This window comes from Paenibacillus caui (assembly GCF_019904135.1).
GTDB lineage: Bacteria > Bacillota > Bacilli > Paenibacillales > Paenibacillaceae > Fontibacillus > Fontibacillus caui.
In genome coordinates, this window is the sequence record NZ_JAIOGQ010000002.1 from 194,160 (window position 1) to 220,894 (window position 26,735).

The window sequence follows — 26,735 nt, forward strand, 5'->3', positions numbered from 1 at the left end:
TCTCAATTGTCCGGCCCAACCTTGTCCATTCTTCCGGCAAAAAAATAGAGAAGAAGCTCACCGCCTCTTCACCAGGACGTGCTCCAAATAAACAACCAGTTGATACATCACTGTTGCCACGATGGCAATAATGACCAGACTTGCAAACACAAGCGTAAAGTTGAACACCTGGAAACCGTAAATGATCAAATAGCCGAGCCCGATTTTGGCTACAAGAAATTCCCCGACAATGACGCCGACCCAGGAGAGCCCCACGTTGACTTTTAATGTGGATACGATCGCCGGGAACGCGGCCGGGAGCATGACTTTGGCAAAAATATCTCTTTTTCCGCCGCCAAACGTTCGAATCACTTTAATATAATTCGCGTCCGTTTCTTTGAAACTCGTATAAACAACCAGAGTCGTTGTGATCACGGTAATCGACAGGGTGGTCGCCACAATCGCCGTAAATCCGCCGCCAAACAGCACGATAAAGATCGGACCTAGCGCGACCTTCGGCATGCTGTTGAATACGACCATGTAAGGATCCAGCACTTTGGACAAAAAAGGCGACCACCAGATGAGCACGGCAAGCAGCGTACCTGCTATGGTGCCAAGCAGAAATCCGACTGCCGTCTCCATGACCGTCATGCCAAGATGCGGCCACAGGTCGCCGCTCCAGGCATCCCTGCCGATCTGGCTGAACACTTTGGACGGGTAGCTGAAGATCAAAACGTCGATCCAGCGCAAACGGCCGGCCAGTTCCCACAGGCCGATCAGGACGATCAGAATAAGCGCTTGTACGCCATGGACCAAAAGACTTACCCTTTTTTTGCGCCGCCGGACATTCGCATATTCTCGCTGCACCCAGGATATGGACGAATCTGCAGCATAGGATTTATTTATCATTCGCTGTTCCTCCTCCTTTCTTATGCTTCGAGCTCCTTCCAGACCTGATGGAACAATTCGGCGAACCCCTCCTGATCTCTGGCATAAAAAGGCGCCGTCTCCCTGATGTCCTGCGGAATTTCAAAGGTTCTGCGGATCCGGCCCGGCTTCGAGGCGAGTACGATGACCCGGTCGCTGACCGCAATCGCTTCGCTCAGATCATGCGTCACCAAAACGGCCGTTTTCTTCCGTTCGCGAAGGGTATCCACAATCAAATCTTCAAGCTGCAGCTTGGTCTGATAATCCAGGGCGGAAAAAGGCTCATCGAGAAGCAGCACCCCCGGATCCGTCGCAAGCGTCCGCACCAGCGCCACACGCTGGCGCATGCCGCCGGACAGCTGATGCGGATAAAGGTTCTCCGTCCCATCAAGTCCCATGCCGTCCAGCAGGTCCTTCACCTTGGAAATCCGCTCCTCGTTCAGCTGCCCGGTCAGCTCCAGACCAATGAGCGCATTGCCCATGATCGTTCTCCACGGAAACAGGTAGTCATGCTGGAGCATATAGCCAACTGTTTGGGACGCTTTGCGAAGAGGGAGGCCGCTAACCAGCACTTCTCCTTTCGACGGCTTAAGCAGACCGGCCATCACGGATAGAAGCGTGGTTTTTCCGCAACCGCTCGGGCCAACCAGACTGACAAATTCGCCCGGCATCACCTTCAGGTTCATCTTTTCGAGTGCCAATGTTGCTTCCCGGTCCGTCACATAAACATGGCTGACGTCACGCAATTCAATAACGGGTGCTGCCTTCATTTCCTCACGCTCCTTCCGGATGTCGCCTACTTGCCTGCGCCGGCTGCCGATTCGGCAAATGACAGGTCGACGACCTTGCCCATGTCAACCCTTTGCTTCAGTTCCCCTGCGCTTTCCATGACATCCTGCAAATTGTTCCACTGCTCTTCGGAGATCGCCGGCGTTTCCGCATAGGTTCCCTGTTCCTTGTACCGTTTGACCGCGCTCGTAATGATGTCCATATCGGTATCCTTGAAATACGGGGAGATCGTTTGGGCGATTTCCTCAGGCGAATGCTCCTGGACCCACTTTTGCGCTTTAAAGAGCGCATTTGTGAACTTCTGAATGTCCTTCGTGTTGCTCTTGATGAAGCTTTGCTTCGCCATGAACACCGTATAAGGCAGCTTTCCGCTTTCCGTGCCGAATGAGGCGACTACATGGCCTTTTCCTTCTTTTTCAAAAATAGAGGCCTGCGGTTCGAACAGCTGCACATATTGTCCTGTTCCGGAAGCAAAAGCTGCGGTAATGTTCGCAAAATCGATATTCTGGATCAACTGCAAATCTGCATGCGGATCTATGCCGTGTTTCTTCAGCGTAAACTCGCCAGCCATCTGCGGCATGCCGCCTTTTCTCTGGCCCAGAAAAGTGTTCCCCTTAAGCTGGGACCAATCGAAGGTTCCCGAATCCTCACGGGCGACAAGGAAGGTTCCGTCCGTTTGAGTCAGCCCGGCAAAATCAATGACCGGGTCCTCGGCGCCCTGCTGGTACACGTAAATGGATGTCTCCGCGCCAACGAGGGCGACGTTGATTTGCCCGGCCAGCAGCGCTGTCATCGTTTTGTCTCCCCCTGCCGTTGTTTGCAGTTCTACATCCAGCCCCTCTTCCTTGAAAAATCCTTTCTCCAAAGCGACATACTGCGGAGCGTAGAACACCGAACGGGTTACCTCTCCGATCTTGATGTGATGGTCTTTGGCGCCGCAGCCGCTCAGAAGAATTCCTGCAAACAGCAGCGCGGCTATCGCGGCTGCAATGCGCGGCTTCTTCATTTCCATCCCTCCAAAAGTGATATTTTTCTCCGGTCTTAATTCACTGTATGCGGCAAACGTCCAAAAGGTTAAGTCTGAAGGGAGAGCGGGTCAGAAGCTCGTGCGATGATTGGCGGCGCTTTGCCTGTGCCCATGAAAAAAGACCGGACACTAAACGCAAACAGCGCAAGTATCCGGTCTTGAACCCGATGATTCGATTTAATTGATTTTAGAGGTTATAGATTGCTTTGTACTTCTTCTCCAGATAATCCGCCAAGTAATCCGGGTTCAGTTCCTCTCCCGTAATTTCCTTGATCAGCTCGGCCGGCTTGCGGCTCTTGCCGTAGCGGTATATTTTGGCGATCAGCCATTCGCGGATCTTGGCAAATTCCCCTTTGGACACGAGTTCATCAAACTCCGGAATTTCTTTCTTGATCGCAAACGCGAACTGGGCCGCATACATGTTGCCGAGCGAATAGGACGGAAAATAACCGAAGCCGCCGCCGGACCAGTGAACATCCTGAAGCACGCCCACTCCGTCGTTCGGAGGCACAATGCCGAGATACTGCTCGTATTTTTCGTTCCACACCCGCGGGAGGTCCTTCACGGAAAGGCCCTCGTCAAACAACTGCTTCTCGATTTCATAACGGATGATAATGTGCAGGTTATAAGTCAGTTCGTCGGCTTCTGTACGGATCAGCGAATTTTCCACCTTGTTCACCGCACGGTAGAACTGGTCCAGGCTGACATTTTTTAGTTGCTCCGGAAAGTACTGCTGCAGATCCCCGTAGTAATGTTCCCAGAAGCCCCGGCTGCGTCCGATCATATTTTCCCAGAAACGGGACTGGGATTCGTGAATCCCCATCGATGTTCCTTGCGCCAGAGGTGTTCCGTACAGCACCTTATCCAGGTTTTGCTCGTAAAGGGCATGTCCGCCCTCGTGCAAGCAACTGAACAAAGAGTTTGTTACATCATCCAGAACAAAGTTGGTGGTAATCCGCACATCTCCGGGATTCAGTCCAGTCGCAAACGGATGCACGCTTTCATCCAGCCGTCCCGCTTCAAAGTTGTAGCCCATCTGCTGCAGCAGGAACAGACCGAATTTCCTCTGTCCATCCTTCTCGTAATTTTGCTTCAGGAACGCCGTATCCGGCTTGTTCGGAGACGCCTGAATCGCTTCGACTAGCGGCACCAGGCGTTCTTTCAGACGACCAAACACTTCATCCAGCTTCTCCGACGTCAGATCCGGCTCATACATATGCAGCAGCGTATCGTAACGGGTTGCGCGCGGTCCCCAGTAGTCGATGATTTCCTGAGTCTTCTCTACGATTTGGGTCAGATAAGGCTCAAATCCTTCGAAATCGGCGTTTTTCTTGGCGTCTTCCCACAGCGTTTCGGCATGCGCCGTCAGCACCGTATAGGCCTGGTACTTGTCCGCCGGAATTTTGCTGCTGCGGTCATACTCCTCCTGGACATCCAGCACCGTTCTGCGGTCGATGTCGTCCAGTTGTTCCAGCACCCCGGGCTTGTTCAGAACGGCAAGCAGTCCCGCCATCTCTTCGGAGGTAGCGAGCTTGAACGCTTCCGTAGACAATAGACCCAGTGTTTCTGCGCGGGTCTCCGCTCCCTTGCGGGGAGCTCCCGTCCGAAGATCCCATCCCATGAGTCCAACGGCTTCGTAATAGCTTTTTATTTTCTTGTTCAGCGCCCGGAATTGCTCGAGCTTGTCCTTCAATTGCTGGTCCATTTCCGTCGTTCACCTCACTGGTATATTTCACTTCCCCTCTTGATGATACTTTTTACAAACTTTATAATCAACTGTTGAAGCGTGATCTAGATCACAGACAAAGGAGATGCCTTACAGCCATGAAAATAACCTTGGATCAGGCAGCCGCAGCTACCTTGTCGCGCCGTTTGGGTGATGCGGACGGGGAAGTCAGGCTTGTTTTTGATATGGAAGGCTGCGGGTGCGGCATAAACGGCATTCCCGCGCTCCAAATCGTAGACCGGCACTGCCGCGATGATGTAAAAATCGATTCCGACGCTTTTTCCTTCTGGATTCATCAGGGGCATGCGATTTTCTTTGAAGAGGAGCTTATGCTGAAAGGCGAGCCTCCGCTGGACAGCTTTCGCCTTTCCAGTCCGTCACAGATTTACAAGTCCAACATCAAGCTGAGTGATCTGCGCTCATTGGGAAGGTAACCTTATATCTGAAAAAGAATAATATAACCGTATAGGAGTGAATGTCGCATGAGCAACGTGAGAACGATACTGGAGTTCAACAAGCAATTTGTCGCTGACAAAGAGTATGAAGCCTATGTAACGGACAAGTTTCCTGAGAAAAAACTGGCCATCGTCACCTGTATGGACACCCGGTTGGTGGAGCTGCTGCCTAAAGCGATGAACCTGCGTAATGGAGACGTCAAAATCATCAAAACCGCGGGCGCGATTATTTCGCATCCGTTCGGCAGCGTCATGCGCAGCGTCCTTGTCGCCATTTATGAGCTGAGGGCGCAGGAAGTCATTGTCGTCGGCCACACCGGCTGCGGTATGGCAGCACTAAATGCGGACAACATGATCGCTACCATTAAGGACCGCGGGATTTCCGATCAGGTGATAGATACGCTGGAGAATTCCGGCATCAAACTGCACAATTGGCTGCACGGATTCAGCACCGAGCGGGAAGGAGTTATGGAGACCGTCAGCATCATCAAGAACCACCCGCTGTTCCCCGCAGGCGTTCCCGTGCATGGCATGATTATTGATTCAACGACCGGGGAGCTGGAGCTTGTCGTGGACGGGGCTTTGGAGCCGCAGGAGTCTTAAATTTTATCGTAAAAAAACAAGCGGATCGAATCGCAGCCTGGAAGCTGGCGATTCGATCCGCTTGTTTTATGTTGTGCACTTCCAGATGTGCGTCACGGCTCAGAATCCGCTAGCTGCTCCGTGATCAAGAAGCAGATGCCTGGAAATCGGCGATTTCCTTCCACATCAACGGCGGGTTGGAATACATGGGGAAATGACCGCAGTCTGGAATCTCTGTCAGGCGCACGCCCTGGGCCTGAATATGGGTCAGATAAGAAAGTGAAGCGTACTGTTCGCCGTACATGAACATTCTAGGGCAAGGGAGGCGCAGGCTGGCTGCATATAGGGCGCTCCTTTACTCTCAAGTTAACGGTAATGCGAACTACATCCACCCTGAACCCATTGATACCAATTGTGGATGTGTTGATTTACAAAGGATTTAAAAGCCCCCTAACTTCTCTCTATTTGAGAGATTTTAGAAGACTCGCCCATACGCAAGTAGACGATTAAGCTTATGACGATGCAGGCAGCAACATAGAAATAGAAGAGCGATTCAAGATTAATGCTCTTAAACCATAATGCGATGAACTCAGCCGTGCCTCCGAAAATTGCGACGGTTAATCCGTAAGGGAGCCCGACACCAATAGCGCGAACTTCCGTTGGGAAAAGTTCAGCTTTTACGATGGCATTGATGGAAGTGTAACCGGTCACAATGATTAAACCTGTCATCATAAGCAAGAAAGCACCGACCGAGTTCTTCATATGCTCCATCGCGAAGAATAGCGGTACCGTCAGCAATGTACCGAGGATTCCGAAGCTGATCAATAGCGGCCGCCGCCCAATCCGGTCGGACAGCATACCAGCCAGCGGCTGAAGGAGGATAAAGACGAGCAGGGCTATAAAATTAATCTCGCTTACTACTTCTTTTGGGAGTCCTACCGTGTTCACCATAAATTTCTGTAAATAAGTTGTGTAACTATAAAAAGCGACAGTCCCCCCCATCGTTAGCCCAACAACAGTCAGCACTGCCTTGGGGTGCTTCAGCAGAGCCCGTATTGTCCCGGCGTTCGCCCGGCTTTCAGGACTCATCTTTGAAAACTGCTCGGATTCCTCCATCGTGCGGCGCAGCCATAATACGGCGAGTGCCCCCATTGCTCCGATGATGAAGGGGATTCGCCAGCCCCAGGCCTTCATATCCGGTTCGCTGAGCGTTTGTTGAAGAATGATCTGAACCCCAAGTGCAACGAGCTGTCCGGCAATCAGTGTGACATACTGGAAGCTTGAATAGAAGCCGCGGCGTCCACTGCTGGCGATTTCGGACAAATAGGTAGCCGAGGTGCCATATTCTCCGCCTAGCGATAACCCTTGAAGCAGACGGGCAAGAACGAGAATTATTGGAGCAAGCACGCCAATCGTATCGTAACTCGGGGTACAGGCGATGATCAAAGAACCACCGGCCATTATGGATATGGAAAGCGTTAACGCGGCACGACGTCCATGACGATCGGCGTAGCGGCCCATCAGCAAACTCCCGATCGGACGCATCAGGAAGCCTACAGCGAAAATCGCAGCTGTGTTTAGCAGTTGGCTGGTCGGGTCCCCTTTTGGAAAAAACTTGGCCGAGAAATACACTGCAAAAGCCGTATAAACGTACCAATCGTACCATTCGATCAGATTGCCAACTGAGCCTTTGAAGATGTTAGCTGTGATGCTTCGCTTTTGAGCACGTTCAACCGACTGAATCATTGTGTGATCTTCCTCCTGAATATTTGTTATACATGCACTTGATTAGATCGAACAGGATGATTTCGTTTTCCCCCAAGAAAATAGTTACTGCTGAGTGCCAATAAAATAAACCCTACCGTCGAAATCACGACACCGGACCAATTAAAATGCCTACACAGGATTCCAGGAATCCACGCTCCCAAGCTTCCTCCCAAATAAAAGAAGCACTGGTACAAGGAAGTAGCCGCACCCTTGGAGTGAGTTACAACATCCGTAATATAGGCAGTGGCTGAAGATTGGAAACAAAATTGGCCTAGGGTCAATATGGATGCACCAATAATGAGCGTATAAGGAGACGGAATCAGCGTGACCAATATCCCTGATGCTCCCACCAGATGTCCAACAGCCATCGTTCCTCTTCTGCCAAATCGGCCCGAGACCATTCCGGTAATGAGCGACGACACAATGCCCCAAATATACGTAAGATATAGAAGTGACGTTTGGGTAACCGTATAATGAAAGGGCGGACCGCTGGCATAAAAAGGCAAATAGTTAAAGAATCCGACAAAAGCGAAAAAATGAGAAAATCCAATAAAGAAAGTCGAAAGCAGAGGCAGATTTTTGAAATGAGCCGTGAAGTTCTGCTTGCCGCTTTTAACTTGCCCAGTCGATTCCGATATGAAGAAATAGATCAGTAGACTGACCAGAGTCGTCATAACGGTTGTTACGAAAAAAAACGATTCCCAATTGAAGTGGTCGGTGATAAATCCGCATAAGAATCGTCGTGACACCGGTAATCAAGGTTCCCTGAAAAAATCGAAGTACAAGCAGCCAACCAAACGAATGTGTAAAAAATAAGGCCAGGCTGGGTATGATCAGAAGAAGATTTGATACTAATATCACTTTTTTTCGATCCCATTTATCGGAAAAAATAGCCAAAAATATCGATGAGAGTACAATGCCGAATATGGTTAGTGAAATCGATAAACTAGCCATCGACATGGAAATAGCAAATTCCCGCATAAACAGCGGAAGAATCGGTTGTGGACCGTAGATAATAATAAAAGCATTGGTCACGGAAAGAAAAATAATGAGCAATCTCATGAAAAAAGACACTTCCTTAATTTGGGCTAATAAATACTCTTATCAGGACTTAAACGCCTTCTCGATCCGTACCAATGCATCCGACAATAAGTCGTCGGCTTCAGCGCAAGACATACGAATGTGCTTCGTATATTGGGGGCCGAACGCTTCCCCCGGCGTCACAACCACACCCGCTTCATTCAGCAGATAGTCTGTAAGCTGATAGGAGTCATAATCGCGGAAATGAATTTCAGGAAACACATAGAAGGCGCCTTCGGGCATCGGGCATTTCACGCCGGGAATCTTGTTTAACGCTTCGGCCACATTCTTCAAGCGACCTTCATACTTGCTGTTCATCTTCAAAACGTCTTCCTCAGCATCCTTCAATGCAGCAATACCGGCTTGTTGGACGAAAGCGGCGGTACAGGTCATGATATGCTGCTGCGCTTTCAAAGCAGATGCAAACAGATCTTTGGGCAGCGCCAGGTAGCCGAGCCGCCAGCCTGTCATCGCATAACCTTTTGAAAAGCTTTGGACCGTAATCGTCCGTTCCGTGAGGCCCTGAACGCTGGCAACACAAACGAATGGATGATCTCCGAACACGAGTTTGTCATATACCTCGTCCGAAATCACGATCAAGTTGTTTGCACTTGCCACATCGCTCAGTTCACCGATTTCTTCTTTTGTTAGCACCCTGCCCGTTGGATTATTGGGCGTATTGACAATAACAGCTTTGGTCCGCGGCGTGCAGGCACCCTCAATAAGATTTCGGGTCAACTTGAAATTATCGTTTTGATCCAGGTGGACGAATACTGCGCGCCCTCCAACCATTGAGATTAGCGGCTCATAGCTGACCCATGAAGGATTCACCACAATAACTTCATCGCCCGGGTTTACGGCGGTCATAAAAGCGATTTTACCGCCTGGAGTGACAATGATTTGGGAAGCGTCATACTCGGCCCCGTCTATGCTGGCAAGCTTCCTCGCAATCTCACTGCGAAGCTCCGGAATGCCTGCGCTATTAACATAGTGGGTCATTCCCGATTTCATCGCTGCTTCCGCTGCTTCCACAATGTTTGGGGGCGTGTCGAAATCCGGCTCCCCGCCTCCCAGGTTAATTATATCCATCCCCTGTTGTCTTAATGCTGCTGCCTTATCGCGGAAGAGGGCAAAGAACATTATCCTTAACTTCCAGCGGGCAAGAGTTTTTATTGCTCGCCAGAAGATGGGAGGAACTTATTGTACCAATTGTTGGAACGCGGGGACATTGACGTTGCTTTTGCCAATTTGGAACAGCCTATGCCTAATATGCTTGTTAAAAAATTCCTTAGCGAACCAATGATTGTTATAAGCAAAGGAAAATTACCCGCTCTGGGCAATGCGTTAATCGATCAAGAGTTAGATACGTCAAATCAATTGTTTTTCGAATGGAACCCATCATTTCGAGCTTGGTATGATAGGTGGATTGGGGAGAGAGAGAACCCATCCATCCGTTTAGACGCCGCTTCACTAATGGATACCTTTATGGATAGCCCTGAAAAATGGGCGATTGTTCCGATGTCTCTGGCACACAGATTTAAAAAATCTGGTGAATTCTATCTGTATCATTTGGAATCCCCTCCACCTGAACGGGTTTGTTATCAAATTCAGCCACGGAACCCCAGGTCGAGTGCTGTAGAAAGTCTGCGAATATTAGATTCATGTATAAATGCTGTCATGCATTCAAGCAATAGTTAATAAAGACGGAGAAGCTTTGGAGAAGCACCAAAACTTTGCAAGCGCTAAGCGCATGGTTGGAGAATATATGGCCTTTTACAATGAGAGACGATTCCAGAAAAAACTCGGCGACCTGTCACCGGTAGAATACCGGCAGCAGATCGCCGCTTAACATCTTTTTTCATACTGTCTACTTGACGGAGGGACGAGCAAGGACGTTCTTGATTATATCCGTGATAGTCCAGTCTCTTCGCTGTTCCCAACCGAAATACTTTCGATATTGATTCCATGATCAACTGATCCAATGTAGTTCCACTATGAACCATAGGATATACATTCTCTTCTTTCGGTACAACAAATTCAACAAGTACAGGTCCAGGTGTTTCCAGAGCTTCTTGCCAAATACGAAATATAAGGCCTTGCTTCTTAATTTGCGTCCGCAGCGCGTCCCACTTTTTCAGGACACAGATTCTCCTGAGCCCATTCGTTCATAGCGGAAAATATCGGTTGGAGCCGGCGCCCCCGTTCGGTAAGCTCATACTCGACGTGAAGCGGCACCTCGGAGAAAATCGTACGAGTAACGATTCCCTTCTCTTCTAACATTCGTAAGCGTTCGGTCAGAGTCTTTGGGCTGATGGGATGCAGCGAGCGCCGCAATTCCCCGAACCGGCGAATACCGTTAAATAGGTCGCGCAATAGGAGAAGCGTCCATTTGCCTTCCAGAATCTCCAGAAGTGGGATGATGGCAGCGGGACATGCCGGGTCGATCAATTTAATTACCTCCATGGTTCATTTTATGAAACTACTGCACTTTTATGTAACTACTTTTCAAATGTACCACTCTCGACTACTCTTGTGAAGAGGAGACGCTTCACGATGATCAGGATGCACAATTAGAAGCGAAAGGAATTCATTTCACAAATTTGGAGGGTACAACCAATGAAAACGATACTATGGGCAACTTTATCCGCTAATGGAAACTATGCGCAGTCCACTGACGAGAATCCACCCAAGAAAGAAGCGCTGAACGATTTTGCAATGCAAGCCAAAGCAGCGGGCAATTTCATTGTCGGCCGTCGAACGTTCGAAAGCATGCGTGGAAACGGCGGCGGTTCTTTTTCCGACTTGGATATTGTAGTCATTTCGGCAAGTGTGAAAGACATACCTGGCGTCAAGGTTGTGGAGTCTCCGCAAGAAGCGCTGGGCTACCTACAGGCAAAAGGGCATACAACCGCTCTCATCTCGGGTGGTGCAGCCGTACACAATGCTTTCCTGAGCCGAGGACTTGTTGACGAGGTAATTTTCAATGTTGCTCCGGTGCTGGAGGGGAAGGGCCTCAATCTTGTCATTGACCAAGACCACTACCAATTCAAGGATGTACATTTGCTCGACTCCAAGCTCCTTGGCGGCGGCGTTGTTCAACTTCACTACTTCATCGGTCGATAAAGTGTTCAAGCGCATTACTTAAATCTGCAATCTGTTAAATAAACGGATCAACGCGTAAAAGGGGCAATCCTTGTAGTCATCAAAGACTAAGGGACGGCCCCTAGGGTTTGCGTCATCATTGTGTCCGTTTTTCTTTTACCGTTTAAGCTGGCTAACCTCTAATACGAAATTATTTAAAAGACTCTTTCTGTAACACAAGTGCGACTATCCCGATAAGCCCGGTTACCCAGGGTTTCTTTTTTTTCGGGATGCGGTCCGTCATCATCTGTTCTCTGCATGGATCCGCGACCCTACGGTCAAGACCTTTGAATTGATGGAACGTTCGCAGCTCCATTTCCATTCTGTACAGTTCTTCGAATCTCATTTAAGCCCTTCCCCTTTCTCTTCTCCTAAAAACCCGGTGCGATCTTTGTTACCATTATCTGCTTTAAAAGCAGGAAGAAAAAGAGTACACTATTGAAAGTGTATTTCCCCTTTTAATACGGGTTCCTTGAATATTGAGTCCAGGGAGGTATTCCATGCTTACTGCTGAACGCTATATCACGCTTTTGAATCATTTTGTCGGTCCGGCGGCGGGAGAAGAAGATGAATATGAAGTGGCGCTTAAAGAGTTGTCGGGGGTCTTTCACTGTACTGAGCGGAATGTCAAGCTGATCATCCGCAAGCTTCAGGAGGAGAGTTTAATTCTCTGGCTTCCCGGCCGCGGCCGGGGAAACCGTTCACGCTTGAAGTTTATGGTGAAACGCGAGCATTTCCTGCTGGAATTTGCCAAGCGGCTGTGGCAAAAAGGGGAATATCAGTCGGCGTTTGAGTTCCTGCATCAGTTTGAGGAGGATAAGTCGATACTGGATCAGTTCATCCAGTGGCTAAACGGCCAATTCGGTGTGGAGAAACTGACGGCGGATTCAAAGGGCAAGGATGTGTTCCGGCTTCCGGTATACCGCACCCCTATGTCACTGGATCCCTCGCAGATCTACTTTGGCTTTGACTCGCACCTTGTACGGCAATTATATGACCGGCTCGTCGAGTACGATTCCGAACAGGAAGAGGTTGTGCCGATGTTAGCGCATTATTGGGAATGCAATTCCTTCGGGACCGAATGGACTTTTTATTTGCATAAAGGAATCAGGTTCCATCACGGAAAGGTGCTAACAGCAGAAGATGTTGTATTCACACTGGAAAGGCTTAAAAGCGGCACAATGAACCGATGGCTGGTAGCGACGATGGATCGTGCGGAGGCGGTGGATGACCGAACTGTGAAAATCTATCTTCGCCAGCCGAATTGGCTGTTTCTCCGCCTGATGTGTTCTTCCTGCGCTTCCATTGTGCCCTCCGATTTGGCCGGACAGGAAGATAGCGGCTACTGGAACAGGCCGAGCGGCACCGGCCCTTTCCAACTGGTGAACTGGTCCAGCAGCCGGATTGAGCTGGCGGTCAATGAACGCTATTTTCATGGCAGGCCTTATTTGGATGAAGTCCAGCTGATCTTTATGCCGGACAATATCCCGAATGGTTCCAAATTGAACTGGGAGCAATTAGTCACGAGCGACTCCCGTATTCCCGCCAAAGCCGAAAGCGACTGGCAGCGGATTGAAACGTTAAGCAACGGCTGCAGTCTGATTTCCTGGAATCGGAATAAGGAAGGGCCGCAGCAGTCCTTTTCCTTCCGTCAGGCCGTCAATCTTGTGATCAATCGTTCCAGAATGATCGAGCATTCGGGGCAACCGGGATACCCTGCCCGCAGTTTTTTGCCGCAGGAAGAAATGGGTTTGGGTATGCAATGGCACGATCCGGAGGCCGCAAGACAACTTCTGGATCAGTCGGGCTATGATGGTGCCCCTATCCTGCTCGTGGCCAGCGATACGTCGCACAAGGATGCGGAATGGATCAAGCAGCAATGCGCCTCCATCGGAATCCCTGTAAATATCAGATATGTAGGAAAAAGCGCATTGTCCCGGGTGGAGACGGCCCAGGAGGCTGACGCGCTGCTGATGTGCCTTGTTTTTGTGGACGATGAGATTTGCGAGTTGGAAGCTTTTCTCCAAGAGAACAGCACGATTTATCAGCATCTGGATCAAGGGCTTCGTACATGGGTTTTCCGCCTCGTGGATGAAGTGCTTGCGACTCCGTCCAAAAAGAAGCGGCGCGCGCTGCTGCAGCAAATGGAGTACCGCCTGACCGATGAAGCCCAGGTGCTGTTCCTCGTGCACCAGAAAATAAACACTTATGTGCATCCATCCGTTCGAGGGCTGGTCATAAACAATCTGGGCTGGATGGATTTTAAAGATATTTGGCTGACCGGGCAGAGCGATAGAACGATATAATATTACGCGTAAAATAAGCGGGACGAAGCAGCTCCTGACTAAGAGTACGCATGTCTCCGCCCACCGGATCCAGTACGGCATCAATTCCCCGAGGGCCGGTCAGCTTCCGGATCGGCTCGATGAAATCGGACCGGAGAAACAGCTCGTCATAACCTAGAGAAGCGGCCAGTTTCGTTTTCTCCGGGCTGCCTACGGTGCCAAACACTTTGCCAGCTCCAAAATGCCTGGCCATCTGGCCCAAGAAGCTGCCGAGCCCGCCTGCGGCCGCATGGACTAGAATGTTATCCCCTTTTTGCATGTTTATTACATTTCGGATTGTCATATATGCCGTCGAAAGATTGACGATTGCGGCCGCAGCGGCAGCCATATCGATTTCCTTTCCCAGTTGGTCCAGAGGCACCGTAAGCTCCGGTCTCACCTGGGCTACGGACGCATATCCGCCCAGATCCAGCAGCGTCATCGAGGCCACTGGCTGTCCGACATGGAAGCCTTCAACTCCTTCCCCAATTTCCCTCACATATCCTGATACTTCGAGCCCCGGAACAACCGGCAACGGCAGAACGGACTGCAAGTCCCCTCGCCGCAGCAGCACATCCACATAGCCTACACCGGCATAAGCAACATCTATGGTAAGCATGCCAGGAGCCGGCTTTGGATCCGGAAGCTCACTCACTTCAAGTTCTGCGGCCTCACAAGGCCGATCAATCACAACAGCTTTCATGGAAAATACCTCCCTGGTTTGATTTCGAACTCATTATAATCAAGCTCCAGGGAGGCAACCACAGTATGTTTATACTGGTAACCGGATTACCAGTCTACGGTCTTATCACCCGCCGACTCTATAATCCTCTTTATTTTCCGCTCCGTATCCGTGCCCGATATTGGCGTATATACGCAGCAATGAAGTTCCGCGTTGCCGTTCAGACTGGCAAAGGAGTTGATTTCAAAAGAAAGTTCCCTCGCCAGTGGACGGTTGATGATGAACTTACTCGCCTTTTTCAGCTGAATATCATGCAGCCGCCATAAATAGTCGAATTCCGCGGATTCCACGCTTAAACGTTCGACTGTTTCCCCAAACCAGGAGTCACCCGAATGCCGATCGAAATTCGAGCGGAAGACAGCTACAGAATATTTCGCGAACTCCTCCCAATTTGCCATATGGCTGCGATAATAGGGGTTCACAAACAATAGCCGGATCATGACACGTTCGTGATCGGGCATAGACGGAAAGTCTGCGATAATCTCGGAAGCAGCCCGGTTCCACGCGAGCACTTCCGTTCTGTCATTGCTGATGAATGCAGGGTATGTCAATTGGTCGATAATGTTTTGCCACTCGGGCTTTACGGTGTCTAAACCAGGCTTCGCAGCAGGCTTCTCCGGATTCGATAACCGGTTCAAATGCAGCCGCTCATCCGGAGACAATTGCAAAGCTCTGCCGATACTATCAAGGACCTCCTTGGAAGCCGTTACGTCCCGCCCTTGCTCCAGCCATGTGTAATAGGTGGCGCTAACCCCGGCCAGTATGGCTACCTCTTCTCTCCGCAGCCCCGGGGTTCTTCTCCGGCCGTAGGAACCCTGGATGCCAACCTGCTCAGGTTGAAGGCGTTCCCTGCGGGACTTCAGGAATTCACCCAGAACCTTTAATCTGCTACTATCCGTAGACATGCCAATCCTCCCCTCAAACCTCAGGTATCATGTGCTCATTATAACATTGGCACTCTGGACAAATCATGTTAGAACATTAAATCTGGTTCTGCGTCTTAATATGGGAATCCTCAAGCGATAATGTCTCCCAAACGTTCATAACATCTGTGGGCTCAATCAAACCTTCTTTTTATAGACTAATAACGAAAGTTCTACCTATATTCAATTTTACTCTGGAGGAAAAAGTGCCCATCTAGTAAATTGCTATTAAAGGTTAATGTTGTCTATTACGTTATGAAAAGTGGCCGCAATGACATGTCAATTCGATTAGTACCCGTTACGCGCGATAACTGGCTTGAAGCGCTTAAGCTGCAAATCAAGGAAGAACAGAAAGATTTCGTTCCAGGCGTTGCCGTTTCCTTGGCAATGGTTTATATAAAACCTGACGGCGACCAAGTGAATTATTTACCCTTCGCCATCTACGACGGCAACCGGATGGTTGGATTTATCATGCATGCCTACGAGGAGCATACCTCGGACATGTATTGGATTAACGGTTTCCTGATTGACGCGAAAGACCAAGGGAAAGGGTACGGAACAACAGCTCTGCTTCAAATGATTCAATATATCAAGAACCGTTTTTCCGGGTGTAAGGAAATTCGGCTTACCGTCCACAAAAATAACGACAATGCCAAAAAGCTGTATTCCTCACTTGGCTTTTTGGATACAGGAGAGATTTGGGGAGAGGAACAGGTTTTCAAACTCCCCGTATAAGAAAAGGCGCGTCTCTCCAGCAAGCGGGAGCCGCGCCATACCTAATACTGTTCCAATCATCCAATCCCTTTAAACCATGCCAGTCTTGACCTCATCCCCTGCCGCGGCCTCTCGATCGGCAGAAGATTCCTCTCCATGTCCATTCCATAACAGCTGCATTTCGACGCTTGTTGCGAGCAGCTCGGACAAGCTGCCTTCCGCTTCGATCCGGCCGTCCTTCATGACGATGATATGGTCTGCCTGGGCGAGAGCTGCTCTACGGTGAGATACCGCGATGCAGGTAACGTTACGCTCCTTGAACAGTCCCTCCCATACCAGCTGCTCGGTCTCCACATCCAGCGCGCTGGATAGATCGTCAAAGATAAACAGATCCGCCCCTGTCATGATCATTCGCGCAGTGGCTGCGCGCTGAATCTGTCCGCCCGACAACATGACGCCTCTCGGACCCACAAACGTTTCCAGCCCTTGATCCAAATCTTCAACATCCTTGTCCATGACCGCCAGACGAATGGCTCTTTCCAAGTCTTCATCGGCATGCTCTTTCTTACCTTGGACGATATTTTCTCTTAATGTATCGCTGAACAACCGGGGAACCTGCGGTGTATAAGCCGCTCTTGGCGGTACCAAAAAGGCTGCAGGATCAACCTTGCGGCCGTTCCAGCGTATCGTTCCGTCCTGTTTCGGAAGCAGTCCGAGCAGCGTCCGCACCAGTGTCGATTTCCCGGAGCCGATTCGGCCTGTGATCACGAGAAACTTGCCCCGCTCCAAACGAAAGCTGATATCCGAAATCCCGTTATTGGAATTCGGGTATTTGTACGTTAAATTACTCACTTCAAGATCTCTCAGCTGCTCCTTTGGATCTCTTGGCATTGTCGGCAATTCCGGCGGCTCAGCGTTAAGGTAAGTTTCCCTGGATTCAATGATTCGATCTTCTTCACCAGGCTGGAACAGGGTTCGCATCCGGTCAAAGGACACTTTGAGGCGCTTGTGCTGAAATACCATATAGCCAAATAAAGAAATACTGAAGCCGATATTCGCCAAATACGTCGTAAACAGGGCAAAATCCCCCACGGTAAACTGCCCGGCTTTCATCTGCACAGCACACATCAGAAGGATAAGGCCTGTACAGATGCTGAGCACATGCTGATTCAGCGATCTCATCCACTGCTTGAACAGATTATCTTTGAGCGCTGCTTGACGGCGCGCTTCATTCAGCTTCGTAAACCGCTCATGAACATGATCTTCCGCCTGCCCGAGCTTCAAGGCTTGAACCGCGCCAAAGGTTTCCGCAATAAAGCTGGTAATGCGTCCGGTGGCTTCACGATTTTGCTGTCCATAGCGCCGGGCGCGGCCACCTGATAAATTGTTAAGCAGCGTTACAATAACTAGGGGCAAAATCGCAACCAGCGTAATTTTCCAGTTGATCTTCGCCATAATGACAATCGAAACAAGCGCAAAAACGAGCCGACCCCAGAAATCCACCCACGATTCCACATAATCGACAACCTCATTCACATCATCGCGAAAGCGGCTCATAGCCTCCCCCGGAGAGGCCGGCAGATTTCGCCCAGGCCAGCGCATGATGCCTGCCAGCATATTCGTACGCAGAATGGCCTCAATATGATAAATATAGGTTATCCATTGGTAAAATGCCCCAAAAAACGTCCCTACCCTCACGACCCTCACTGCAGCTATGAAGATAAGAGGGACAGCCAGCCACAGATAATCGTTTGAACTTGCCGTTGCGCGGTTAAAAAACCACTGCATCCCGATCCCGATCGCCAGCGGCAAGGAGTGAAAGATACACCACAACAGGCCGTTAATCAAAAATAATGAGGGCCTGAAACGGAACAGACGATTTATAAAACCAGCTACAGTCATGCCATTTCCTCCTCTCTGCCTGTAATCAGCAGCCGGGCATAATGAGAAGCCGGGTCTTGCGCCAGTGCCTCCCGTTCACCAAATTCCAGGATTCGGCCGTCACCCAGCACCATGATTTTGTCTACCTGCTCCAGCGTAGACAGCCGGTGTGCAATAATAATTCCCGTGCAGCGGCTCATGAGCTGATCCACAGCAGCCTGAAGCATCGCTTCCGTTGCGGCATCCAGGCGCGATGACGGCTCATCCAGGATCACCAAGCTCGGCTGCGTCAGAAAGACCCGGGTCAAAGCAAATAGCTGAGCTTCCCCCGCAGACAGCGACGCGCCGCCTGTTGTCAGATGGGTATCTAGTCCATCCGGCTGGGCGTCGATCCATTGGCGCAGTCCCAGCCGCTCCGTCGTTTCCAGAATGAACGCGCCCGATACCCCGTCGTTAAACAGCGTCAAATTATCACGCAGCGTTCCGTCGAACAGTTGGACATCTTGCGTAACCATGCCAACCCGGCGATAAAGCGCCGGGAGCTTCAGCTTAGTGATATCTGTGCCGCCTACGCGAATAACCCCGCTGTCGATGTTGTACAGGCGAAGCAAAACACGGCTTAGACTGGATTTCCCGCTGCCGGTACGTCCGATAATGCCAAGTCGTTCCCCCGGCTTAACCGTAAACGTAATGTCTTTCAACACCGGCTTATCCTCGTTATAGCTGAAACCTACTCCCTCAAATTCCAGACCCAGCGCTCCCTCCGGAAGCTGCTCTTGCTCCCCGTCCACAATCTCGCTTCGATTCGACAACAATTCCCTGGAACGGAGCATGCCGGATTTCGCTTTTTGAAACTCCTGAACCTGGTCACCCAGCATTTCGATCGGGTCATTCAGCATCTGTGTGTACTGATAAATGAGAAACAGCGTCCCCAAGCTGATCTCGCCGATCAAATAATAACGAACCCCTAATAACAATACGGCGGTCACCGCGAGGGCAAACAAGATGACAGTTGTGTTCCAGGGAACGACCCGAAGCATCCACGCTTTCCTTCCTTTCAGAAACACGGCGCGCATCAGGCGATAAAACCGGTTCATCACATACGGCACATTGCCGTTGGCCTGCACATCCTCGATCCCCGCAATGCGCTCCTCGATCAGACCGAACAGAGAAGCGCTGGCTTCACGCTCATGTTTTGACGAATTGACGCCCAGATTTCGGATGAAGACCATAAAGAAAATGGACACCAGCGTAAATACCGTCATCACGATGGCGATCGGCAGGTTCACCCTAAACATAAATCCGAGAATCCCTGCCAGCAGAACAAAACTCCCGATGACCTGCACGATAAACATCGCAAAAAAGTTCGAAATGTTGGTCACGTCGCCGTCGATGCGCTCGATCATTTCACCCGGCGTCTTCACATTATGGAATCGCATATCGAGACGCAAGCAATGCTTCAGCAGGTCGCCGCGAAGCTGGTTCGTTGCCCGCCAGGAAATGTCGTTCCCAAGATAACTGACGGCAACCGTAATGAGCTGATTAAATACAGCCACAACCAGAAAGATGCCAGCGAGCGTCATCAGACTGGACAACCCTCCGCCGCCAGCAGCCGTGTCAATAAACTGCTTTACCACTTGTGGATTAAGCAGCTGCAGTCCTGTAGAGGTCAGCAGCAGAATGAATAGAATCAGCAGCCGTCCTTTGACAGGCTTTAAATACCGCAGCAGCCATAGCATCGATAATTTCTCTTTTTTGGGCATACCGCCCACCCCCATATGTAAGCAAAAATTGCTGGAAATTTACCACCGGCCAATTGATCCGGAACCGGTGATCAGTGCATCATTACCAGTTTACACGAAATCCAGGAACTTCCAAGTGAAAAAACTTATATAATTTCTACTAATTTCTCTGCAAGCCTGAGAAAGACACTAACTTAAGTGTTAGTGCCTTCGGCTAAGGGTTTGGTTTTCTATTATGTAATGAGCGGTATCCCTCGAAAAGGTCGTTCAAAAGTTGAAATGATCAGGGTCTTAGTCCCCCTCATCGATAGCGCTTCTGTATCTTCACGAACCTCTTCGTCTCCAGCCAAACACCCGTACGTGCACAATCCCTTTGGTTCCCCAATGAACCAGTACATATAGAAAAATAAAGAGGAGAATGAGCGGTTTGAACAGTAACCATGCGAACATCCAAACGATAAAAATCTGCCACGGCTTCCATTTCCCAAAAAATTTCTTTGGCCATAAAAAGATGCGGAACACCGGCACGTTGTGCTGCAGCGCCTCCAAATATTCATCCTGGAACTGCTTGTTTTCGGGATTTAACCGAACCGCGCTGCGCATATATGTCTCCCTAAGTTTATAGTCAGCCCGTTGTTCTGCCGCCCAGGCCAAATATAATAGCACGAACGGCATTTCGGCACCATGCTGAATCGCCAGACTGTCTAATCGGCTCGACTCCGCTATGTTGCCCATCAGCGCTTCCGTATAACTGAGCGCAGCCAAGTAAAGCGGGGATTCCGGACTCCGCTCGAGCGCCTGCAGCAGCTGATCCCTTGACTCTTTGTATCTCGCCTTTTTGTTCAATTTATTTGCTTTCAGAAAATAATAATGAGCCTCATAAGGGTCCACCCGCATCGCTTCCTGCAGTGCTTCGTAAAACGCCTTATCCTTATCCGTTTCATAGTAGACACAAACACGCACATACCAGGCCAGCTCATGTTCCGGCTCCCGCATAAGCGCTTCGCTGCTCCAATGCAGCGCCTTCTCATATTCATTCATGAGCAAATATATTTGTGATATGATCGCAAAGACGTCCGGATCCTCAGGTTCCTCCCGCAGCAATCGCTCCGCTTCTACGAGAGCTTCCTTGTATCTTTTCCACTCAATGAGCTGATACACCCCTGCATAGGCTGCTTGATTGGAGACCATTTCCACCGTAGACACCTCCCCGTCTGTTGCCGCTACTTGAGTCCATGCTTCTTGACATAATCAAGTACGATCTGGTAATCCCGGTTCACATCGCTGAAAGTAGCGTAGTTTTTCGCCGTCGAGAACCAATCCAGTGTTGTTGCTTTTCGGGACTTCGCGGCTTTCCTCAGATCATCATGAGTGATCGGCTCAATTTCCCCGGTTTCGATCATACGCTCCATGGCAGATTCTACAGCATCGCTCACCACCTGCTCTAAATCGGCACCGGAAAAAAACTTCGTCTCCGCCGCAATCTTCGCTAGATTTATAGGCTCCACCGGCTTACCGGAGAGCTTAAGCCCAAGAATCGTCTGGCGTTCCGCTTCCTCTGGCGGCGGTACGAACACAAGATGGTTGAAGCGGCCAGGACGCCGCAATGCGGAATCGAGATACCAAGGGGTATTGGTCGCACCGATTACAAACACGTTGTTGTTCTCAGCCTGCAGCCCGTCAAGTTCCAGCAGCAGCTGGTTGACTAGCATCCGGTCGTGATGCTGATGCATCTGATGACGGCTTCCGCCCATGGCGTCCAGCTCGTCAATAAAAATGACGCACGGCTTGCTCTCCCGAGCCTTCTCAAAAATATCATGCAGATTGTGTTCGCTCTGCCCCACGTACATAGAGAGAATGGCTTGAAGCTCAATGTGCATGAAATTGGCTTCGATCTCCCCCGCTACCGCCCGGGCCAGGAACGTTTTGCCGCACCCCGGCGGTCCGAACAGCAGAAGACTGCCTCCGGCTTCTTTTCCGTATGCAGCGAATAATTCGGGTTGTTTCAGCGGCAGGATGAAGTTCATCCTGATCTTCTTCTTCACGTCCTCTAAACCGCCAACATCAGCAAACGTGACCTTCGGTTTTTCAGATTCGATAAGCGATCCATTATCTTTATTGAAATGAATAAGCTTCAGATTTTTGCGTCTTTGCTCCGCCAGCTCGTCATGATGATCGGACATCCTCTTCTCCCCCCATTGTTTGGTGAGATTATTTTACCATATTATCGGGAAGTGACTTCCAATAAAAATATTGACAGAACGGCCTTTAATGCTATGATAGGGTGAATCTGGAGGCTTTACATCATGAAAACGGTAAAAGGAAGGTTACTATGAACTTGTCTTCATTATCAAGCCTCATTGAGCCGCTGGATTTAAGAAGCTGCCTGATAAGCCGGCAAGTCCGAAATGTTTATCAAATTCTTCTCCAAATTTCTTTAATTTAATTGTCACGCTAGCTCTCCTCCCTTACTTTTAATTGATTTTCCTTTTTAGAAAACAAAAATTTAGCCAGAATACCGGATGGCTCTTGATTCGATTGACTAAAAATTTTCAAATTTCCAAACACCAAAAAACTGTCTTTCGCACGAGACACTGCAACATTTAACATGTTTTCACCTTTATCAAAAAAGAAGCTGCTATCATTTGCTCCATAGACAGGAGAAAAGATCACGATCTGCCGTTCAGCCCCTTGAAGCGCATGAACGGTTCCAGCCGTTATTTCTCCTAAACCTGCTCTCTTCAACTGGTACTGCAATTCGTTTTTCTGCGCAGTAAAAGGAGTAACAATACCAAAAAGATCACTGATAGTCAGTGGTTTCTCGCCTTTAAGGACCCGAGGAGCATTATAGTAATTCAACAACTTGTCCTGATTTTTCTGAATCCATTCCACAATTGCTTGTGCTTCAATCGGATTGCAACGGCTTCCAGTTTTCATAATTGGATTGCCTTGAATATGGGCATAACCCATATGCGGCAGTGGAAAGTTTTTGACTGGAGGCCGGAGTGGTTGCAGTTTCCCTTTATAAGCCAGTTCATTGCAATATTGAATGATTTCCGGTACACATCTTCGGTGTTCAGATAAAAACATTCCACGACAGTCTTCGTAACGTTGATAACGGCTTGCACGCTGAGCAATACGCATCACAGATCCCGAAGAAGCGCAGATTCCTTTATCTGAAATCTTCTTGTAAGCTTCCTCACTTATCGCATTGGTAACTTTACAATCGTAAAGGTTAGCAATATCAATACTTCGAGTGATATTCCATACCGGTTCTATTTGCAAAACATCACCTACGATGAGCGATTTTTTCGCCAACGAAAAGGTCGGTGCCGCGACTTCCGGTGAAACTTGTCCAGCTTCATCAATAATAAGCAAATCAATGGCTTCATAAAGTGGTCCATTGCCTGTTTTAAAATAATTCGGCGTCATATGGAGAGTAGATACCAGACAAGGCGTTAGCTTGGAGTATCTTCTCCATTTTGCCAAATGCGCAGATTCAGAATAGTAATCTCTATTTTGCCGTGGTTGTTTAGTTTTCATCTCAATTAACCACCGTGCTTCCCAATAATGGGTCGCCAGTTTAAGCGCGTTAAAACGCAATGTCTTGTCCAGTTCCTCTGTAAGTGAGGTGTCATATTTCAAATCGACATTCAAATATGGGTATAATGCATACCATTGTTCCCAAGCAGAAAATATTTTGCACCAAAGCACTTGATCTTGATGTACGGATTGCAGCCGTTCTTCTGTTTTCTTAATTTCAACAACAATCTGTTGCAATCTATTCTGAAATTCTGTTTCGATAAGCTTAAAGCTGCTTAAATCTTCATCGGCCATCTCTATATTAGATTCATGAAAAAAAGCTGCATTATGCAAATACATTTTTGTTCGGACACTACCAATAAAAAGTAGCCATTTCATCCAAAACGGAACGGATTTACTCCACTTCTTAAATAACAACAACAGTTTACCCTTAAAAGCTTTTTGCTGCTCCAATTTCTGTTCTAGCTCGTCGATGAGTTGTTCCAAATTAAATGTTCCATATTTCTCTTCAAGGCGAGTTCTCATTTGCACCAGTTGTCCGAACTGCTTGGTTCCTTTATCAATTTCAGATAGAGTCTCCAGTAGCCGCCGATGGAGTTCATCTAAAGCCACGGATAGATCTTGAGTATCCAGCTTAGCATAAACCTTGAATTTATCCAGGAAAAAGGCTTCCTTCTCTTCCAACTTCGAGACTTCTTCCATCTGCTGAGGAAAATGTCCTTCATATGTATCGGTTATCTGATACTTTTTTGTGTATTCAGCCTGCTCTTTGCGCGATAAAGACTTCGGTAAATAGAGTCCATAACTCTTAATACCGGGAATCCAGCGGTCAAACAAAGAAGAGTCCGAATAAGGTATTTCTTTTTCCATTACCTGCCCAAAACTGTCAATAACGTTCGTGACCGCCTGATTGTTTGTTGAAGCCGCTACAATAATTGGAGGCTCACCCCCCGCCGCAGCGCTCGTGACCCACATCGTGCTAACAATACTTTGCAGCAGCGTTGTTTTCCCTGTACCAGGCGGGCCGTTCACTCCCAGTATGTCTCCATGTTGCATATTTATAAAATGATTCATCGTCTCACGTTGAGAGGGAGAGATCGCAAATTCATTACTCATCTGCCCTGTGTGAGATATTGACAGATTGATCTGCTCTTGCTTTGACAGCAATGAAAGCAGTGGCGCATCCTCCAAGCACGCATATCTTTTCAATAAGGCGGGATAATCCTGTTCTTTCTTCTTCAAAAGCTCGTCATAAACCAATAAAATATGCCGGGCCATCACAGAGGTTTCACAAGTGACCAAAGCCTGCTCAGTCTGCCTATATTCAGGGAGTTCGAAATTCTCAAGCGGCTTGGTAGTAACATATTCGAACAGCCTAAGCGCATATTTCCAGAAATCAATCCAATTTTCTTGTTGCTCTTTATGTTGGGTCAAAAACTCATCTAGTCGATTAACACTGCCAATGGAATAAGTATCCGAATCCGATACGACCGGATCTAAGTGATCACGTGGAATCCAGGGAAAACCTCTTCCCGGAGTCAACCTGCCCTCCGAACTTAATTCAGCAGGAATGCACAAAGGAAACAGAACCTTGGGCAAACCGCCTTTTTCAACCCCATGTTCAAACTTTACATTCATAATTACAGGAATTATGGTGACTTGTATATTTTCCTGTATTTGATCTTGACCAGGGTTTTTCTTTTCATTCAATTTCGCTACCTGCTCTAGCAGAATCTTTGTGTGCTTTGAATTTAAATCGCCTTTCTTTAATTCATCTATGGTTACTTTAATTCCATTTTCAGCCGCTTTTTTGGGGTCTACTGTCATCTTAGCCGCATCTGCTAGACTGGACCTCCAATATTGCAGCATAGTCTTTAATTTTTGATCCATAATATGTATTCCCTCCGTGGCTTTGAGAGCAAACAGCTCAAATCAATCAGTGTGCAGTTAACCTAAGATCATTCGATTTAATCCCCCTAACCCCATTATAGCTGATGTCCCTCCATAAATCTTCCAGCTTCTTCTAACACACAACAAGTATATATAGTTACCGCCTGTAACCCCGCTCCAGAGTTAGGAGCAGCGGTCAAGCGCTCTCCTTGAGGGCTGCTCCTAACTCTCGAATTCTCTTAAAGGCGGAAGGGTTACGAAACTATCTTTTGGGTTCTACCCATCCAGTAGAGCGAAACCTAACGGACAGGGCGTATCCTTCCTCACTTCACAGCTTATTCCGAACCCTACTTGTAGAAAAGATACTGAGACCCGCCCGAATTTCTCGGCTTCCTTTGGGTATAGTGCAAAACAATTTGAGTGGCAATCCGTACAATTCCGACTTCGATAATGACGAAGCTGAATCTCATACCTGCTTTCCGTTTTTGCGTAAAGAACTCTTACCCTGAAGCGATTCGAGTTGTGACGACCTAGGCAATGATATACCGGAAGTTTTCAATATACGTTTCTTTCTTTTTGCTCCACTCGCCGTAAATGGTCGTAGAAGCTATACATCATGAATTTGCATCAGTCGTTCTTCCTTCTGTGCTGCGTATGACCCGGACTAAGCTTTGCTCGCGCTCTCCTCCAGCGTTACCCGTACCAGCTGAAGAATCGCTTGATCCAAAGCGGCGGCGAAGCTATCCGGATCCGTCATCGCCAGCGGACGATGCTCCCGGATCACGGTCATCGCCTCGCTTACCGTTTCGTCCTGAATGCCTGCGGCATGCATAAGGACGAGCACTTTTTCCAGGGTGTCAACAAGTCGCATCGGCCCGTAGCTGAGCGGCTCGCGATACAGCGCACGCGCGCTGGTCAGCACATATCCCGCAACATCCAGCATGCGTTCGCGCAGTTCCTCTTTGGAGAGGCTATTTGCCATACTGCTCATATGAAATCATCTCCCGCTTCGGCTTTGACGTTTTTGGCCGGGGCGGCTGATCCGCAAACCCGAGGCTGATCAGCAGCTCCGGCTTATCTCATCCGGCAGACCGACGATCTCGGCGATCGACCTTTGATGGAACGAACGTGCGGGACAACTGGCGACCCCGAGCGACTGCGCAGTAAGCATAATATGAGAAGCCGCAACGCCCATATTGACAAAACGAAGCACTTCCTCGCTGTCGATGCCTCCCCGTGCCAACGCTTCCTTCGGATTAGAGCATAATACGATGATTGCCGCCGGAGTGCCCGACAGCCCCTGGGCAAACCGTTTAATGGTCCGAATGCGTGCTGCGTCCTGGACAATGACTACATGCGATTCCTGCGAATTACTCGCTGATGGACTATGAAAGAAGGCTTCCTCGATCGCTTCCAGAATAACCGGCTCAAGCGGTTGATCCGCAAACGAGCGGGTGCTGCGCCTCGTCTTGATCGCTTCCAATACCTCCATGCTGTTTCCCT

The 26,735-nt window shown here is 49.1% G+C and carries 26 protein-coding genes; 7 read left to right on the forward strand and 19 right to left on the reverse strand.

Annotation, left to right across the window (positions count from 1 at the left end; translation table 11 throughout):
- Nucleotides 1-57 precede the first annotated feature (57 nt).
- The 4 genes from K7397_RS02070 to K7397_RS02085 all read right to left on the reverse strand — a co-directional run bounded on the left by K7397_RS02070 (nt 58) and on the right by K7397_RS02085 (nt 4,427).
- On the reverse strand, nt 58-888 hold the full coding sequence (locus K7397_RS02070) for an ABC transporter permease (protein WP_223066282.1): 831 nt from the start codon (nt 886-888) through the stop codon (nt 58-60).
- A gap of 20 nt (nt 889-908) precedes the next feature.
- Nucleotides 909-1,676 carry an ABC transporter ATP-binding protein gene (locus K7397_RS02075; protein WP_223066283.1) on the reverse strand — a complete coding sequence of 256 codons (768 nt, stop codon included), beginning with the start codon at nt 1,674-1,676 and terminating at the stop codon, nt 909-911.
- 26 nt (nt 1,677-1,702) lie between these two features.
- Nucleotides 1,703-2,701, reverse strand: a complete 999-nt coding sequence (locus K7397_RS02080) for an ABC transporter substrate-binding protein (RefSeq protein ID WP_223066284.1) — start codon at nt 2,699-2,701, stop codon at nt 1,703-1,705.
- A 208-nt stretch (nt 2,702-2,909) separates the two neighbouring features.
- Nucleotides 2,910-4,427, reverse strand: coding sequence for a carboxypeptidase M32 (locus tag K7397_RS02085; protein WP_223066285.1), 1,518 nt, complete (start codon nt 4,425-4,427; stop codon nt 2,910-2,912).
- Between the two features lie 119 nt (nt 4,428-4,546).
- Here K7397_RS02085 and K7397_RS02090 point away from each other — a divergent pair, with 119 nt between their 5' ends.
- Together K7397_RS02090 and K7397_RS02095 are read left to right on the forward strand one after the other, a co-directional pair.
- Entirely contained in the window at nt 4,547-4,882 is a 336-nt protein-coding gene (locus tag K7397_RS02090) for an iron-sulfur cluster biosynthesis family protein (RefSeq protein ID WP_223066286.1), read from the forward strand.
- A gap of 48 nt (nt 4,883-4,930) precedes the next feature.
- The gene (locus tag K7397_RS02095; RefSeq protein ID WP_223066287.1) at nt 4,931-5,506 is read left to right on the forward strand and encodes a beta-class carbonic anhydrase; all 576 of its coding nucleotides are present in this window, start codon (nt 4,931-4,933) and stop codon (nt 5,504-5,506) included.
- 429 nt (nt 5,507-5,935) lie between these two features.
- Here the strand turns inward: K7397_RS02095 and K7397_RS02100 are convergent, their stop codons facing one another.
- From K7397_RS02100 to K7397_RS02110, 4 genes are read right to left on the reverse strand one after another with little or no spacing between them, the layout of a single operon-like run.
- The gene (locus K7397_RS02100; protein ID WP_223066288.1) at nt 5,936-7,231 is read right to left on the reverse strand and encodes an MFS transporter; all 1,296 of its coding nucleotides are present in this window, start codon (nt 7,229-7,231) and stop codon (nt 5,936-5,938) included.
- A gap of 26 nt (nt 7,232-7,257) precedes the next feature.
- Entirely contained in the window at nt 7,258-7,926 is a 669-nt protein-coding gene (locus tag K7397_RS21250; protein WP_237690596.1) for an MFS transporter, read from the reverse strand.
- Complete coding sequence (locus tag K7397_RS21255) at nt 7,865-8,314, reverse strand: MFS transporter (RefSeq protein WP_237690597.1); 450 nt, start codon at nt 8,312-8,314, stop codon at nt 7,865-7,867. Before K7397_RS21255 ends, K7397_RS21250 begins: the two co-directional genes overlap by 62 nt.
- 42 nt (nt 8,315-8,356) lie before the next feature.
- Nucleotides 8,357-9,421, reverse strand: coding sequence for a pyridoxal phosphate-dependent aminotransferase (locus K7397_RS02110; RefSeq protein ID WP_223066289.1), 1,065 nt, complete (start codon nt 9,419-9,421; stop codon nt 8,357-8,359).
- A 111-nt stretch (nt 9,422-9,532) separates the two neighbouring features.
- Here K7397_RS02110 and K7397_RS02115 point away from each other — a divergent pair, with 111 nt between their 5' ends.
- Both K7397_RS02115 and K7397_RS02120 read left to right on the forward strand, forming a co-directional pair.
- Complete coding sequence (locus tag K7397_RS02115) at nt 9,533-10,030, forward strand: LysR substrate-binding domain-containing protein (protein WP_223066290.1); 498 nt, start codon at nt 9,533-9,535, stop codon at nt 10,028-10,030.
- A gap of 16 nt (nt 10,031-10,046) precedes the next feature.
- Entirely contained in the window at nt 10,047-10,181 is a 135-nt protein-coding gene (locus K7397_RS02120; RefSeq protein WP_223066291.1) for an IS3 family transposase, read from the forward strand.
- 254 nt (nt 10,182-10,435) lie between these two features.
- Here the strand turns inward: K7397_RS02120 and K7397_RS02125 are convergent, their stop codons facing one another.
- The gene (locus K7397_RS02125; protein WP_223066292.1) at nt 10,436-10,780 is read right to left on the reverse strand and encodes a winged helix-turn-helix transcriptional regulator; all 345 of its coding nucleotides are present in this window, start codon (nt 10,778-10,780) and stop codon (nt 10,436-10,438) included.
- 168 nt (nt 10,781-10,948) lie between these two features.
- On the opposite strand from K7397_RS02125, the gene K7397_RS02130 reads away from it, so the two are divergent.
- A complete protein-coding gene (locus K7397_RS02130; protein WP_223066293.1) occupies nt 10,949-11,455 on the forward strand; it encodes a dihydrofolate reductase family protein in 507 nt (168 codons plus the stop codon).
- A gap of 169 nt (nt 11,456-11,624) precedes the next feature.
- On the opposite strand, the gene K7397_RS02135 is transcribed toward K7397_RS02130, so the two are convergent.
- Nucleotides 11,625-11,819 carry a hypothetical protein gene (locus tag K7397_RS02135; RefSeq protein ID WP_223066294.1) on the reverse strand — a complete coding sequence of 65 codons (195 nt, stop codon included), beginning with the start codon at nt 11,817-11,819 and terminating at the stop codon, nt 11,625-11,627.
- A gap of 154 nt (nt 11,820-11,973) precedes the next feature.
- Between K7397_RS02135 and K7397_RS02140 the strand changes: the two genes are divergently transcribed.
- The gene (locus tag K7397_RS02140) at nt 11,974-13,779 is read left to right on the forward strand and encodes an ABC transporter substrate-binding protein (protein ID WP_223066295.1); all 1,806 of its coding nucleotides are present in this window, start codon (nt 11,974-11,976) and stop codon (nt 13,777-13,779) included.
- Here the strand turns inward: K7397_RS02140 and K7397_RS02145 are convergent.
- Together K7397_RS02145 and K7397_RS02150 are read right to left on the reverse strand one after the other, a co-directional pair.
- Nucleotides 13,736-14,500, reverse strand: coding sequence for a quinone oxidoreductase family protein (locus K7397_RS02145; RefSeq protein ID WP_223066296.1), 765 nt, complete (start codon nt 14,498-14,500; stop codon nt 13,736-13,738). The genes K7397_RS02140 and K7397_RS02145 overlap by 44 nt on opposite strands.
- 86 nt (nt 14,501-14,586) lie before the next feature.
- On the reverse strand, nt 14,587-15,444 hold the full coding sequence (locus tag K7397_RS02150; protein WP_223066297.1) for a helix-turn-helix transcriptional regulator: 858 nt from the start codon (nt 15,442-15,444) through the stop codon (nt 14,587-14,589).
- 294 nt (nt 15,445-15,738) lie between these two features.
- Between K7397_RS02150 and K7397_RS02155 the strand changes: the two genes are divergently transcribed.
- On the forward strand, nt 15,739-16,197 hold the full coding sequence (locus K7397_RS02155; protein WP_223066298.1) for a GNAT family N-acetyltransferase: 459 nt from the start codon (nt 15,739-15,741) through the stop codon (nt 16,195-16,197).
- A gap of 69 nt (nt 16,198-16,266) precedes the next feature.
- Here the strand turns inward: K7397_RS02155 and K7397_RS02160 are convergent, their stop codons facing one another.
- The 7 genes from K7397_RS02160 to K7397_RS02190 form a co-directional block, all read right to left on the reverse strand.
- Nucleotides 16,267-18,078 (reverse strand): ABC transporter ATP-binding protein, encoded by a 1,812-nt coding sequence (locus K7397_RS02160; protein WP_223066299.1) that lies wholly within the window; start codon nt 18,076-18,078, stop codon nt 16,267-16,269.
- Nucleotides 18,075-19,820, reverse strand: coding sequence for an ABC transporter ATP-binding protein (locus K7397_RS02165; RefSeq protein WP_223066300.1), 1,746 nt, complete (start codon nt 19,818-19,820; stop codon nt 18,075-18,077). The genes K7397_RS02160 and K7397_RS02165 overlap by 4 nt, the downstream gene beginning before the upstream one ends.
- 303 nt (nt 19,821-20,123) lie before the next feature.
- A complete protein-coding gene (locus K7397_RS02170; RefSeq protein ID WP_223066353.1) occupies nt 20,124-20,990 on the reverse strand; it encodes a tetratricopeptide repeat protein in 867 nt (288 codons plus the stop codon).
- A 32-nt stretch (nt 20,991-21,022) separates the two neighbouring features.
- Nucleotides 21,023-21,982, reverse strand: coding sequence for an ATP-binding protein (locus K7397_RS02175; protein ID WP_223066301.1), 960 nt, complete (start codon nt 21,980-21,982; stop codon nt 21,023-21,025).
- A gap of 271 nt (nt 21,983-22,253) precedes the next feature.
- Nucleotides 22,254-25,232 carry an AAA domain-containing protein gene (locus K7397_RS02180; protein ID WP_223066302.1) on the reverse strand — a complete coding sequence of 993 codons (2,979 nt, stop codon included), beginning with the start codon at nt 25,230-25,232 and terminating at the stop codon, nt 22,254-22,256.
- A 664-nt stretch (nt 25,233-25,896) separates the two neighbouring features.
- On the reverse strand, nt 25,897-26,223 hold the full coding sequence (locus K7397_RS02185) for a DUF6092 family protein (protein ID WP_223066303.1): 327 nt from the start codon (nt 26,221-26,223) through the stop codon (nt 25,897-25,899).
- Nucleotides 26,224-26,292: 69 nt separating this feature from the next.
- Nucleotides 26,293-26,724 carry a nitroreductase family protein gene (locus K7397_RS02190; RefSeq protein WP_237690598.1) on the reverse strand — a complete coding sequence of 144 codons (432 nt, stop codon included), beginning with the start codon at nt 26,722-26,724 and terminating at the stop codon, nt 26,293-26,295.
- Between the last annotated feature and the right edge of the window lie 11 nt (nt 26,725-26,735).